Source organism: Opitutus sp. GAS368, assembly GCF_900104925.1.
Taxonomy (GTDB): Bacteria; Verrucomicrobiota; Verrucomicrobiia; order Opitutales; family Opitutaceae; genus Lacunisphaera.
Map to the genome: position 1 here is coordinate 1,383,200 of NZ_LT629735.1, position 13,278 is coordinate 1,396,477.

Here is a 13,278-nt window from a genome sequence, read left to right on the forward strand (position 1 = left end):
AGGTATTTGGCGCTCCCCGCCGCCTCCAAGATTGCGTTTCCCCCCGGCCGGGAGGATCCTCTCTCCCGCGGTATGAACACCACGCCACCCCGGTTCAGCACTGGCCCAACCCGCGGCTTCACCCTCGTGGAGATCATGATCGTAGTCGTGATCATCGGCCTGCTGGCCGCACTCGCGATTCCGGCCATCCGGCGCAGCCAGCGCTCCTCCCAAAACACCCGCGTGATCAATGATTTTCGCGTCTTCACCCAGGCTTTTGAAATATTCAACACCAACAACGGTGGCTGGCCGGTCACGGCCGCCCCGGGGGTCGTGCCCAACCTCCCGACCTCCATCACCGACACCCTGAAGGCCGCGAGTTGGCAGAGTGCCACCACCATCGGCGGCCTGTGGCAGTGGGACAATTCCCTCACCTCCACCGGCACCGCGGGCATTTGTATCATCGGTTTCACCTGCACGGACGAACAGCTGCAGCAAATCGACGCCAAGCTGGACGATGGCAATCTCAGCACGGGCAACTTCCAAAAGACGGCTGCCAACCGCGTGATTCTCGTCCTCGAGAAGAACTGACCCGCTGCGCGGACCTTAGCCCCGGCTGCGTGCCAGCATCGCCAGGATGGCCTTCTGGACATGCAGGCGGTTCTCCGCCTCGTCGAAGATCACGCAACGCGGGTGGTCGAGCACCTCCTGGGTCACTTCTTCGCCGGCGTGCGCCGGCAGGCAGTGCATGAAGAGCGCATCGGGTTTGGCCGCCTCGAAAAGCTTTTTGTTCACCTGGAACGGCATCATCCGCTTCTGCCGTTCGGCCGATTCGCCCTCCTGCCCCATGCTGGCCCAAACATCGGTGTAGACGATGTCGGCGTCGGCCACCGCCTCGTGGGGATCGGAGGTAAAATGGAAGGAACCGCCCATCTTCTCGGCCATCATCCTGATCAGCTTGCCCGGGCCGTCGCTGGCCGGGCCGCCCAGAGAGACCTTCATGCCGAACAGATTCGCCCCCAAGATCCAGGAATTGGCCATGTTGAAGCCGGTGTCGCCAAGGAACGCCACCTTGCGGCCCTGCAGCGAGGCGAACAGGTCGCCGGCCGGCCCGGCCCAGCGCTCCGCCGCGGTGAATGCGTCGGTGTAGATCTGGCAGGGATGCAGGAAATCCGTCAGGGCGTTGACCACCGGCACGCCGCTGTCCTGCGCCAATCCCATGATGTCGCCATGGGCGTAGGTGCGCACCACCAATCCGTGCACGAAACGGCCCAGCACCTTGGCGGTATCGCTGATCGGCTCGCCCCGGCCGATCTGGATATCGTTGGTGTTGAGGAAAAGCGGATTGCCGCCGAGCTCGTGGATGCCGACCTCGAAGGACACGCGGGTGCGCGTGCTCGACTTGGCGAAGATCATCGCCCAGGTCTGGCCGGCCAGCGGCTTCTCGTGATGGCCGCGCTCCTGCTTGAACCGGCGGGCCAGGGCAAAGATCTGCGCGACCTCGTCGCGGGAAAAGTCGGTTTCCTGAAGGAAGTGTTTCATGGCGGGGTCAGTTTTTCTGGGTGAACACCGCGTGGATGATCGCCGTCGCGCGGTCGAGATGTTCCTTGGTGGCGATCAACGGCGGCAGCAGCCGCACGGTGTTGGTGCCGGCCTGGGGGGCCAGCAGCCCGGCGTCGCGCAGGGCGGCAACGCAGGGGCCGGGTTCGCCGTGTAGCAAAAGGCCGAGCATGTAGCCACGACCCGTGACCGCCTTCAATTGTTTCGGAAATTCCGTGATGAGTTTCTCGAGCTGCGCCTTCCAGACCGTGCCGTTCGTCTGCACCTTCTGCAGGAGATTGTCCCGCTCGATGACGTCGAGCACCGCCAGCGCCGCCGCACACGCCAGGGGCGTGCCGCCAAAAGTCGAGCCGTGCGAACCAGGGGTAAACAGCTCGGCATGCTTCTCCGCCGCCCAGATGGCCCCCATCGGGTAACCGCCACCGAGGCCCTTGGCCATGCCGATGGCGTCGGCACGCACGCCGGAGTGCTGGAACGCGTAGAACGTTCCCGTGCGACCGAGTCCGCACTGCACCTCGTCGAGCATCAGCAGCAGGTTGTGCTGGTCGCACAGCTGGCGCACGCCCCAGAGGAACTCGTCCGTGCAGGGCGTGACGCCGCCCTCGCCCTGGATGGTCTCGAGGAAGATGGCCGCGGTGTTTCCATCAATGAGATCGGCGAAGCTTTGCAGGTTGTTCAGCTCGCCGAAGGCAAAGCCGGTCAGCATCGGCCGGAATCCCTTCTGGATTTTTTCCTGCGGGGTGGCGCTCATGCCGCCGAAGGTACGGCCGTGAAATGCGTTCTTGGCGCCGATGATCTTGATGCACTTCCCTTCCTCGCCCGACTTCCGCAGGCCGTGCAGGCGCGCGAGCTTGATCAGGCCCTCGTTGGCCTCGGTGCCGCTGTTGCAAAAGAAGACCCGGCCGGGACCGGCCTGCTGCACCAAACGCCGCGCCAGCTCGCCCTGGTTGGGGTGGCGGAACAGATTGCTGCAATGGATGAGCTCGCCGGCCTGGCGCCGGATGGCCTCCACCCAGACCGGGTGGCAATGCCCGAGCGCGGCCACGGCGACGCCCGAGGTGAAGTCGAGATACTCGCGGCCGGTGTCGTCCCACACGTTGACCCCCGCCCCGCGCACAATCGTCAGGGGCGCGCGCCCGTAGTTCTTCATGACGTAGGCGTCGTAAAGCTCGGCGGTGTTCGTGCGGACAATGGTCGGCAGGCTCATGGAAAAGAAGGAGGGCGGCAGTTTACGGATCCAGGGGGCAAATGCACGCGCGCAATGCGCCGCGTGCCGGCGCTCAGCCGTGCACGATTTCGGTGCCCACGCCCTTGTCGGTGAAGATCTCGAGCAGCAGGCTGTGCGGCATGCGGCCGTCCACGAAGTGGACGCGCTGGACGCCCTCCTGCAGGGCGCGCACCGCGCTCTGCACCTTCGGGCGCATGCCCTTGTCGATGATGCCCTTCTTTTTGAGGCCCTCCACCTCGCCGACCTTGACCGTGGAGATGAGCGTCGCGGGATTCTTGGGATCGGCCAGCAAGCCGGGCACATCGCTCATGTAGACCAGGCGGCGGGCCCGCAGGGCGCTGGCCACGCGGCCGGCCACGGTGTCGGCGTTCACGTTGTAAGGCTTGCCGTCATAGCCCTCGGCCACGGGCGAGATCACCGGCATGAAGCCATCGGCGATCTCCTTCTTGATGAGCTTCACCTTCACCTCGGTGACGTCGCCCACGAAGCCCAGGTCGACCTTGTTGCCGTCGTCGTCGGTCTCGAGCTTCTGGCAGACCAGCACGCTGTCGCCGGCCAGGCCCTTCGGCTTGGCCTTGACCGCGGCGAGCGTGTCGCAGACTTCCTTGTTCACGATCTCGTCGAGCGTCTTCTTGACGATGGCGATGGTGGCCTCGTCGGTGATGCGGAGGCCGTTGACGAAACTGGCCTTCAGGCCGGAGGCGTCCATCGCCTTGGAGATGGCCTTGCCACCGCCGTGCACGACGACGACGTTGATGCCGACCGCGGAGAGGAACGCGATGTCCGTGGCCACGCTCTTGCGCACGGTCGAATCGGGGTCGTCCATGAAGCTGCCGCCGTATTTGACGACGAACGTGGAGCCGTGGAAGTCCTGGATGTAAGGCAGGGCCTCAAGAAGCACGCGCGCTTTGGCAATGACCTCGGAAACGTCCATCAGGCGTTCAGGAGTGGGCGGAGAAATGCGGCGCGGCGTTCATCAGTTGTTGGGTGGATGAATCTGTTAAGGCAATGCGCGCAGATTTCACTAAAAAAATGCAACCGGTCGCAAATGTCACGCGGCCGGCCATGGACCAAATTGGTGCAGGCCGGGCTTTATGCCCGATGTAACCGGCGCGGTCAGGAATAAACCCCGACCTGCAAAGGAACCGTCCTTGCAAGGATCCCCAGGCTCACTCGCTCTTGTTGTAGTGCACGTAGCCCTCGGTCAGGTCGGTCGCGAGCAGCCGGAACGACGCTTTCCCGAGGTGCAGGTTGAGCGTGATGGTGAAGCGGCGGGCCTTCACGATCTCCTTCCATTTGGGCTTCAGGTCGGCGTGCGGCGTGCCCGCGGTCATGGCCGGCGTGTCGTTGTAGAGGATGTCCAGCTTGGCCTCGACGAGCTTGGCGCCCGCGTAGCCGGCCGCGTCGGCCAGCCGGCCCCAGTTGGGGTCCTCGCCATACCAGGAGGACTTCACGAGGAGGGAGTTGCCGATGGCCCGCGCCACTTTCTCGGCGTCCTCCGCCGAGGCGGCGCCGGTGATCTTCACTTCAATGACCTTGGTGATCTTCTCGCCGTCGGAGACGATCTTGTCGGCCAGGACCTCGCAGGCCTTCCAGACCGCCTCGGCGAACAGGACCCGCAGCTCGCGCGGGCTCTTGTCGCCGACGCTGACGCCGGAGTGGCCGTTGGCCAGCATCAGCACGGTGTCGTTGGTGCTCATGTCACCGTCCACGGTGATGCAGTTGAAGGTGCCGGCGACGGCCTCGGAGAGGGTTTTCTGGAGGAAGCTGCGCGGCACGGAAAAATCCGTCGCGAGGAACGCGAGCATCGTCGCCATGTTCGGCTGGATCATGCCGGCGCCCTTGGCGATGCCGGCGACGAAGTGTTTCTTGCCGTCGTAGGTGAAGCTCACCGTGACGGTCTTGGGCTTCGTGTCGGAAGTGAGGATGGCGCTGGCGGCCTTGTGGCCGTGGTCGGCCGTGCGGCCCTTCTCGCTGACGGCGCGCTCGAGGCCCTTCAGCAGCTTCGGCATGGGCAGCGGCTGGCCGATGCGGCCGGTCGAACAGACGAAGAATGAGGTCGGCTTCAGGTTGAGCGAGGCCGCGATGCGTTGCGCCGTGGTATGCGCGTCCGCCAGGCCGTCCGGACCCGTGCAGGCGTTGGCGTTGCCCGAATTGGCGACGATGCCGTGGAAGGGTCCGCCGTGCGCGAGATGCCTCGTGCACAGCAGCACGGGCGCGGCCTTGACGGCGTTCTTGGTGAACGTGCCGGCCGCGGTGCAGGGGCGCAGGGAAAAGAGCAACGCGAGGTCCAGGCGCTTGAGATCGTGCTTCTCGCGAATGTCACAGGCCACGCCGGCCGCCTCGAAGCCGGGCACCTCCGTGATGCCGGCGCTGTCTGGAGTGACGATCAATTGGGTCATGGGCAAAAAATCAGGCGAGCCCGGCGGCCTCGGGCAGCCCGAGCCACAGGTTCATGATCTGGACGGCCTGGCCGCTCGCGCCCTTGACGAGATTGTCGAGGGCGGAGGTGATCACGAAGTTGCCGGTCCGCGCATCGTGCACGGCGGAGATGTCGACGCGATTGGTGCCGAGCGTATGCGCGGTGTCCGGGGTTTCGCCCGCCGGCAGGATGGCCACAAAGGGCCGGCCGGCATAGGCGGTCTGCCACGCGGCGTAGACCGCCTCGATCGTCGCGCCCTTCGCGGCGGGGACCGTGATGGTCGTGGCGATGCCGCGCCGCATCGGCGCCAGGTGCGGGTTGAACTGAAGCACGATTTTCGCGCCGGTCGCGGCGGAGAGCTGCTCCTCGATCTCGGCCAGGTGCCGGTGCTTGGTCAGACCGTAGGCCTTGGCGCTCTCGGAGCGCTCGACGTAGAGATACTGTTCCTCGACCTTCTTGCCGGCGCCGCTCACGCCGCTGAAGGAATTGACGACGATGTGCTCGCGCGAAACGAGGCCGGCCTTGAGCAACGGCGCGAGGGGCACGAGCGTGCTGGTCGGGTAGCAACCCGGGGCGGCGGCCAGTTTGAGCTCGGACTTCCACTTCGGGTCGGTCAGCTCGGGCAGGACGAACTTCGCCGCCGGCAGCAGCTCCGGGGCGTGGTGCCGGCCATAATACTTCTCATAGGTGGCCAGGTCGGCGACGCGGAAGTCGGCGCTCAGATCGACGACCTTGCGGCCGGCCGGCAGCAAAGCCTTGGCGAAGTCGGCCGCGGCGCCGTGCGGCAGGGCCAGGAACCAGAGGGCGATGTCATCCCGCGCCGCGAGGGCCTGGGCGTCGGAATCGATGAATTTGAGCTGGTCGGCGGCGGTGCCGCGCAGGGCCGGGATGACGGCCGAGACCGGTTTGCCCGCGTGCTGACGCGACGTGACCGCCGTCAGTTTGACCTGCGGGTGACCGAGGAGGAATTTGACCAGAACTTCGCCGGAGTAACCCGACGCGCCGACAATGCCGACATTCATTTAAGGAAGTGGTAGAATTATGAATTCCCCCGGGGGAATCGAGAAGTTTCGTGACCGCCAAAGAAAGAAGCGGAGGCCGTGAGGCGCTCCGCTTCGGGGGAAAACGTGTTCCAGTTTCGGGCGATTAACGCTTGGAGAACTGGAAGCGCTTGCGGGCGCCGGGCTGGCCGGCCTTCTTGCGCTCTTTTTCGCGGGGGTCACGGGTGAGGTGACCGGCCTTCTTGAGGGTGACGCGGAGCTCGGGATTGAACTTCAACAGGGCGCGGGCGATGCCATGGGCGACGGCGCCGGATTGGGCGCTGATGCCGCCGCCGGCGACGTTCACGATGACGTCGAACTTGTCCTTGCTGTCCGCCGTGACGAGCGGGGCGAGGGCGCGGCGCACGAAGTTATCGTGCGTGAAATAGACTTCGAACTTGCGGTCATTGACCGAGGTCACGCCGGTGCCGGCGAGGATGCGGACGCGGGCGGTGGCCGACTTGCGACGGCCGGTGCCGAGATAAACGGAGGATTCAGCGCTCATGGATTACTTAAGGACGACGGGGTTCTGGGCCGCATGGTCATGCGTCGCGCCGGGGAACACCCGGAGCTTGGTCAGCATCTTGGCCGCGAGGCGGTTCCGCGGGAGCATGCCCTTGACGGCCTGCGAGACGATGAACTCGGGCTTGTCGCGCCGGACATCGGTGAGCTTGCGATACTTCTCGCCGCCGACGTAGCCGGAGAACGACATGTATTCGGTGTGCTCTTCCTTCTTACCAGTGAGGACGACCTTGTTCGCGTTGATGACGACAACGAAGTCACCGGTATCGACGTGGGGCGTGTAAGTGGGCTTGTGACGGCCGCGCAGGATGTTGGCGGCTTTAACGGCGAGACGGCCCAGCACCTTGCCTTCGGCATCGATCAGATACCACTTGGGCTGCACTGTCTCTTTCTTGGCCAGATAGGTTTTCATTTGCGGAAAGGGGCCAAAGGGAAGGATTTCGCCTACCCCTGTCAACCCCGAACCTTTCACATTCCTGAAAACCGCTCCGCGAACGCCTTAACCCCTCAAAAGTCGAGGTTTACACCGAGTGTGACCCCCAACTTCCCGTGTCCGGTCCGACCAAACGGGCCATTCGTTATCGAGCGCCCAAAGCTGTCTGCATAATGCAGCCCGGCCACCACAGTCGAATGCGGTCCGACCCGGTAAGGCACGTGCGCCTCCCCGCCCCAATAACCATAGCTGTCAGCTCGCCGTGGCCCCGGTGCGTCCGGCCGCCAGTCGTCGCCGCTCACCCACCCCGTGAAGAAGTTCAATTCGAGGAACGCGCCCAGCTTCGTCAGCGCGATGCTGCGCGCCAGCGAGGCCTGCACCGTGTCCGCGCGCAAACGGAAGTCGTGATAATACGCCAGGCCCGGCGTGAAGCCTTGGATCGGCGCGAGGGTCGCGTTCAGACCCGCCTCGAGCGAACGTTTCACACCTCCGCCCGGCACATCATCGAACCAGGCGTGCGCCACGGAGGCTTCCAGCGTGACCGCATCCGCCGGCCGCCATGCATAGGCGGCGTTCAGGTTCACCTCGCGGGTATCGCCTTGGCTGAAGGGTTGGTTGATCCACAGCCCGCCGCGAAGGTTGTCGCGGTTGAACTCCACCGCCGCCTGCGCGGAATCACCCGCCCGTTCGACACCCCGAAACACGTAGCTTGAGGCATAGGCGACATCGATGCGCACCGGTGGGGCTTCGTCGATCTGCGCACGGATCGCACCCGCCAGCAGGAGAAACACCCCTATTCCCCAAACGACTCCACTTCTCCTGTCATTCTGAGCGCAGCGAAGAATCCAGCCTTTCGGCGCGGGCACAACCATCGCCCAACTGGATTCTTCACTGCGCTCAGAATGACAAACCATACTGGCCATGGATGTGTTTGTTTTTGCCTCCGTTGTCCACACACTCGTTCTGCCCATGAAGTCTCCCACCCGCTTTAACCTTCTTGCCGCCGGCCTGCTCGGTTTCACCGGCGTCGCGCTGGGAGCCTTTGGGGCGCATGTCCTCAAGGACACCCTCGCGGCCGCGGGCACCCTCGATACCTGGCGCACGGCCGTCCTCTACCACCTGATCCACGCCGTGGCGCTGGTGGCCCTCCCGGGCTGGCCTTGGGTCGGCCGCTGCTGGACGGCCGGCGTGGTCCTGTTTTCCGGCTCGCTCTACTGGCTCGCCCTCGGCGGGCCGAAAGTCCTCGGTCCGGTCACGCCGCTCGGCGGCGCGGCTCTCCTGCTTGGCTGGACGCTGCTCGCCTGGCACGCCTTCAAGTCGCCCCGGGAATGAAGCTGCCACCGCCCCTGCTCGCCGCCCTTGCCGCCCTGCGCTCCGCCGGCGGCCGGCCGCGCCTGGTCGGCGGCTGCGTGCGCGACTGGCTGCTCGGGCTCGAGCCCAAGGATTTCGACATCGAGGTCTATGGCCTCGACTACGAGGCGCTGGGGCGCGCCTTGGCGCCGTTCGGACCGACGGATCTGGTCGGTCGTAGTTTTGGCGTGATTAAAGTCCGACTCGACGGCGCCGAATACGACTTCAGCCTGCCGCGGCGCGAGTCCAAGACCGGGGCCGGGCATCGCGGCTTCAAGGTCGCGCCGGATTCAACGCTGACCGAGGCCGAGGCCGCCGCCCGGCGCGACTTTACGATCAACGCCATCGCCTACGATCCGCTGGACAACCGGATTCTCGATTTCCACGGCGGGGCCGAGGACCTGAAGAAGAAAATCCTGCGCCACACGGGCCCGGCGTTCGTCGAGGATCCGTTGCGGGTGTTGCGGGCCTTCCAATTCGCCGCGCGCTTCGGGCTTACGCTCGCGCCCGAGACCGCGGCGCTGTGCCGGTCAATCTCCGACAGCTACCAGGAGCTGGCGATCGAACGCGTCTGGGGCGAGTGGGACAAGTGGGCGACCAAGGCTGTAAAGCCCTCGCTCGGCATCATGGCCCTCAAACAGGCCGGCTGGCTGAAACATTTCCCGGAGATCGCCGCGCTCGATGGCGTCCCGCAGGAACCCGAGTGGCACCCCGAGGGCGACGTGCTGATCCACACCAATCACTGTCTCGATGCCCTGGTCGGCCTGTCTTCCTGGCGCGAGGGTCCGCCCCAGGTCCGCCGGATTCTGTCCCTCAGCGTGCTGGCGCATGATTTCGGCAAGGCCACCACGACCAGGCAGGCCGAGCGCCGCGGCATGCTGCGTTGGACGAGCCCCGAGCATGAGGCGGCGGGCGGGCCGCTGGCCGAGAGTTTCCTCCAGCGCATCGGCTCGCCGCTCGACCTGATTCCCCACGTGCGCCAATTGGTCGTCAACCATCTCCTGCACCACCAGGGCGCCGAGGAATACCGGGACACCACGGTGCGGCGCCTTGCCCGCAAGATCGAGCCGGCGACCCTCGACGAACTCATCGCCGTGATGCAGGCCGACCACCTCGGCCGCCCTCCGCTGGTTTCCGCCGAAACGGTGCGGCGCCTGGATCACCTGCGCACCGCCGCCCGGCGCCTGATGCTGGAACACGCGGCGCCCAAGCCCATTGTGCTGGGCCGCCACCTCATCGCCTTGGGCCTGCCGCCGGGACCGCAGTTCAAACCCGCCCTCGATGCCGCCTTCGAATCGCAGCTCGACGGCGCCTTTGCCGACGAGGCCGGCGGCCTCGAGTGGATGCGAAACTATTTGCGGGCCCATCCGCCGGTTTTATCCTCCTCTTCCACTCCTTCACCATGAGCACTCCCACCCAACTCGATCAACTCAAGCAATTCACCAAGGTCGTGGCCGACACCGGCGACTTCGCCAGCATGAAGGAATACGCGCCGCAGGACGCGACGACCAATCCCAGCCTGATCCTCAAGGCCGCGGCCCTGCCGGCTTACGCCCACCTGCTCGACCAGGCGGTCAAGGACGCCGGCGTCGCCGCGCGCACGGATCAGATCATTGACCGGCTGCTCGTGCTCTTCGGTCAGGAAATCCTCAAGATCGTGCCGGGCCGCGTCTCGACCGAGGTGGATGCGCGCCTCTCGTTCGACCGCGACGGTTCGATGGCCAAGGCCCGCGAGATCATCGGCCTCTATGAGAAGGCCGGCATCCCGCGCGAACGCATCCTCATCAAACTCGCTTCGACCTGGGAGGGCATCAAGGCCGCCGAGTTGCTGCAGCAGGAAAAGATCAACTGCAACCTGACGCTGCTCTTCTCCTTCGCCCAGGCGGTCGCCTGTGCCGAGGCCAAGGTCCAGCTCATCTCGCCGTTCGTCGGCCGCATCCTCGACTGGTATAAGAAGAGCACCGGGAAGGATTACGCCCCGGCCGAGGACCCGGGCGTGAAGTCCGTCACGGAAATCTACACCTACTACAAGAAGTTCGGCCACGCGACCGAGGTCATGGGTGCGTCCTTTCGCAACAAGGGCGAGATCACCGAGCTCGCCGGCTGCGACCTGCTGACCATCAGCCCGCAATTGCTCGGCGAACTCAAAGCCAGCACCGAGCCGCTCGGGCGCAAGCTCGACCCCGCCAAGGCCAGGACCGCGGACATCAAGAAGGTGGGCTTTGACGAGAAGGGCTTCCGCTTTGCCTTCAACGAAGACGCCATGGCCACGGAGAAGACCGCCGAGGGCATCCGCGTATTCGCCGCCGACATCGTCAAACTCGAGCAGCTCATCAAGCAGAAGCGCGGCTGAGTTTCTGACTGTCCCGGCGCTTGTCGTAGGAGCTTGCTTGCAAGCGATTCGGCGCGCGAAATCGCCTGCCAGCAGGCTCCTACAATGCAATCCACGCCGATTAAAGCCTTCCAGTGGGATCTCGCGCGGCAGGTCGAGCAGCTGGATTTCCTGCGGGCCCTCCTGCCGCGCTACGCGGCGTGGGGCTACCAGGAACTTTACCTGCACCTCGAGGACGCGGTGCACTACCCCAGCCTGCCCGGCATCGGCCGCGATGACGCCTACACCTATGAACAGCTGGGTGAACTGGTGCTGGCCGCGGCGCAGCATGGCATCCGCGTCGTGCCCATCGTCAATCTGCTGGGCCACACGCAATACCTCATCAAGCACCCCGAGTGGCGCGACTTGAACGAGCTGCGCGACGACCGCGATCGTCCGCTGCCGCACGGCCAGATCTGTCCGCTGCACCCGCGCACCCGCGAGGTCGCCGAGCGGCTTTTGCGGGACCTGGCGCCGTATTGCACCGCGGGCAAGGTGCACGTCGGGCTCGACGAGTCGTTTCACCTCGGCAAATGCCCGCGCTGCCGCGCGGAGGTCGCGCGCCTCGGCCTCGGCGGGCATTTTGCCGGGCACATCAACCGGCTGCACGGCGTCGCCGCGACGCAAGGCCTGCAGCTGGGGATCTGGGCCGACATGCTCTACTTCACCCCCGAGGCCATTCCGCTGCTGCCCCGGGGCATCACGGCTTACGACTGGTATTATTATCCCTTCGCGAAGAAGCCACGCGTCGAGTTCTTCAATTTTGCGGAACGCGACCTGCAACCGGCACTGCAGAAACACGGCATCGCCTACTACGGCTGCCCAATGAACGGTGCATTCCGCCACGAACCGCTGCCCGTGTTCGGCGACCGGCTGGCGAACATCCGTTCGTGGTGGGAACGCTGCACCGCGGTCAAGGCCGAGGGATTCCTCGTGACTTCCTGGGAGGCCTACCGGCTCGCCCTGGAAACGACCACGCTGGTGGATGCGGCCGCGGCGAATCTCTGGCTGGAACCCGCACAGGACGACGCCACGGCGATGCTGGCCCGGGGCTTGGAACGGACCTTTAAGATGACGGCGGCGCGGCCTTCCGCCCGCGCGCTGCTGGCCGCCGACGAGCACGCGTTCGCCGGTTATGCCCGCTGGCAGATCAACGACCGCTGGGACGTATTTGCCGGCAGCGAAAGCCTCAAACCGTATCAAAACGAGGAGCGCTTCTTCGCCCGCCTGCTCGCATCGGGTTTGGCGTGGCCGAAGGCTTTGGCCGCCAGCCTCGCTTTCCGGCATTATCTGGCCCGTCGCGATGTCTTCGTGCGCCAGGCGGCCCGCGAAGTCTTCAAGTTGCGCCGGCTGGGACCAGCCCGTCCGGAGGCCGGGCTCCATCTCAAGGCCATGCAGGCCGCCGCGGTGGAGTTTGCCCGGGATCTGAAGACCGGCCGGCTGGCCGCCCAGGCGATGTGGGCGCGGACCCGCGACCCACAGGTGCGCGGCCAGAACGAGGCTGTGATCGAAGCGGACGAAACCCGGTTGACCGACTGGAGAGACTGGTTGAAGCGCGTGATTAGAAACCCCGAGCTGGTCTGGCAGGCCACCCCGGTATGCGGGGTCTGGCAACTGCAGTTCATGGTGCACAACTTCGCTCCGGCCGTGCAGAAAGTGATCGTCGAACAACAGGATGCGGACGGCACGTGGCGACCGCTAGCTGCGCGTTACACGATCGAATTCCGCGCCCAGGCCGCCCGCCCGCACTGCCGGCTCAAGCGCGAGTTTACAGTGCCAGTCCCGACCCCGGATACGCCCCTCCGCCTTGCCGTGCACGGCGTCGGTCAGGTTGCAATCAGCCACGCGGTGCTGACCGACGGAGTTCGCCGCCTTACCCCGAGGAATTACCGGGCCAAGCGAATCCTCGGTCAGCCGGCACCGCAGCGTGGATTGCCCAAGATCGAGTCCGGGCCAAGCAGCCCCCTGCTGCCACTCAATTTCCTGGCCTAGGCTGACACACGCTGACTGGCCTGCGGCTCTTTTCTCGCCGCGCTGGCCGGGATCCGCTTCTTCAAAAACTCACCATCCTTGGTGAAAATCAGCCGGTCATTGCCCGCCCAGCGCAGCGAGCCGACGTCGTTGTCAGTAAAATTTGTCAGCAGGTTTTTCTGCCGGTTCTCAAGGTCGATAACCGCCAGGTTCATGCGGTGCTCATACGGGACCAGACAAGCGATGCGCTTGCCGTCCGGAGAAAAGGCGAGCTGCGCCAGTGAAGCTTGCTTGAAAAACGTCGCGACCGGCAACTCGGGCGGCGGTGCCGCAAAAGAAACAGTCAAAAGGGCGGGCAGGGCCAAGAGATATGAAAAAGAACTCAGGACGTGCATATAGGAA

General features: G+C 65.2%; 14 protein-coding genes. 5 read left to right on the forward strand and 9 right to left on the reverse strand.

Annotated elements, in window-relative coordinates; translation table 11 throughout:
• Positions 1-72: 72 nt before the first annotated feature.
• Positions 73-570: a prepilin-type N-terminal cleavage/methylation domain-containing protein gene (locus tag BLU29_RS05890; protein ID WP_091060947.1), complete on the forward strand. Its 498-nt coding sequence runs from the start codon at positions 73-75 to the stop codon at positions 568-570.
• A 15-nt stretch (positions 571-585) separates the two neighbouring features.
• Here BLU29_RS05890 and argF read toward each other — a convergent pair whose 3' ends face one another.
• From argF to BLU29_RS05930, 8 genes are all read right to left on the reverse strand, one after another.
• Complete coding sequence (gene argF / locus BLU29_RS05895; RefSeq protein WP_091055886.1) at positions 586-1,521, reverse strand: ornithine carbamoyltransferase; 936 nt, start codon at positions 1,519-1,521, stop codon at positions 586-588.
• Between the two features lie 7 nt (positions 1,522-1,528).
• Positions 1,529-2,746, reverse strand: a complete 1,218-nt coding sequence (locus BLU29_RS05900) for an aspartate aminotransferase family protein (RefSeq protein WP_091055888.1) — start codon at positions 2,744-2,746, stop codon at positions 1,529-1,531.
• A 73-nt stretch (positions 2,747-2,819) separates the two neighbouring features.
• Positions 2,820-3,701, reverse strand: coding sequence for an acetylglutamate kinase (argB, locus tag BLU29_RS05905; protein ID WP_091055889.1), 882 nt, complete (start codon positions 3,699-3,701; stop codon positions 2,820-2,822).
• 235 nt (positions 3,702-3,936) lie between these two features.
• Positions 3,937-5,169 (reverse strand): bifunctional glutamate N-acetyltransferase/amino-acid acetyltransferase ArgJ, encoded by a 1,233-nt coding sequence (gene argJ, locus BLU29_RS05910; RefSeq protein ID WP_197677772.1) that lies wholly within the window; start codon positions 5,167-5,169, stop codon positions 3,937-3,939.
• 10 nt (positions 5,170-5,179) lie between these two features.
• Entirely contained in the window at positions 5,180-6,211 is a 1,032-nt protein-coding gene (argC, locus tag BLU29_RS05915) for an N-acetyl-gamma-glutamyl-phosphate reductase (protein WP_091055892.1), read from the reverse strand.
• Positions 6,212-6,335: 124 nt separating this feature from the next.
• On the reverse strand, positions 6,336-6,734 hold the full coding sequence (gene rpsI / locus BLU29_RS05920; protein ID WP_091055894.1) for a 30S ribosomal protein S9: 399 nt from the start codon (positions 6,732-6,734) through the stop codon (positions 6,336-6,338).
• A 3-nt stretch (positions 6,735-6,737) separates the two neighbouring features.
• Complete coding sequence (gene rplM / locus BLU29_RS05925; RefSeq protein WP_091055896.1) at positions 6,738-7,163, reverse strand: 50S ribosomal protein L13; 426 nt, start codon at positions 7,161-7,163, stop codon at positions 6,738-6,740.
• Between the two features lie 95 nt (positions 7,164-7,258).
• Positions 7,259-7,975: a hypothetical protein gene (locus BLU29_RS05930; protein WP_091055897.1), complete on the reverse strand. Its 717-nt coding sequence runs from the start codon at positions 7,973-7,975 to the stop codon at positions 7,259-7,261.
• A gap of 178 nt (positions 7,976-8,153) precedes the next feature.
• Here BLU29_RS05930 and BLU29_RS05935 point away from each other — a divergent pair, with 178 nt between their 5' ends.
• The 4 genes from BLU29_RS05935 (at position 8,154) to BLU29_RS05950 (ending at position 12,897) form a co-directional block, all read left to right on the forward strand.
• Positions 8,154-8,516: a DUF423 domain-containing protein gene (locus tag BLU29_RS05935; protein WP_091060950.1), complete on the forward strand. Its 363-nt coding sequence runs from the start codon at positions 8,154-8,156 to the stop codon at positions 8,514-8,516.
• On the forward strand, positions 8,513-9,940 hold the full coding sequence (locus BLU29_RS05940) for a polynucleotide adenylyltransferase (protein WP_091055899.1): 1,428 nt from the start codon (positions 8,513-8,515) through the stop codon (positions 9,938-9,940). The genes BLU29_RS05935 and BLU29_RS05940 overlap by 4 nt, the downstream gene beginning before the upstream one ends.
• A complete protein-coding gene (gene tal / locus BLU29_RS05945) occupies positions 9,937-10,887 on the forward strand; it encodes a transaldolase (RefSeq protein ID WP_091055901.1) in 951 nt (316 codons plus the stop codon). The genes BLU29_RS05940 and tal overlap by 4 nt, the downstream gene beginning before the upstream one ends.
• Positions 10,888-10,971: 84 nt before the next feature.
• Positions 10,972-12,897 (forward strand): family 20 glycosylhydrolase, encoded by a 1,926-nt coding sequence (locus tag BLU29_RS05950; protein ID WP_091055903.1) that lies wholly within the window; start codon positions 10,972-10,974, stop codon positions 12,895-12,897.
• Here BLU29_RS05950 and BLU29_RS05955 read toward each other — a convergent pair.
• A complete protein-coding gene (locus tag BLU29_RS05955) occupies positions 12,894-13,241 on the reverse strand; it encodes a hypothetical protein (RefSeq protein ID WP_157693664.1) in 348 nt (115 codons plus the stop codon). The two genes, BLU29_RS05950 and BLU29_RS05955, sit on opposite strands and share 4 nt — an antisense overlap.
• Between the last annotated feature and the right edge of the window lie 37 nt (positions 13,242-13,278).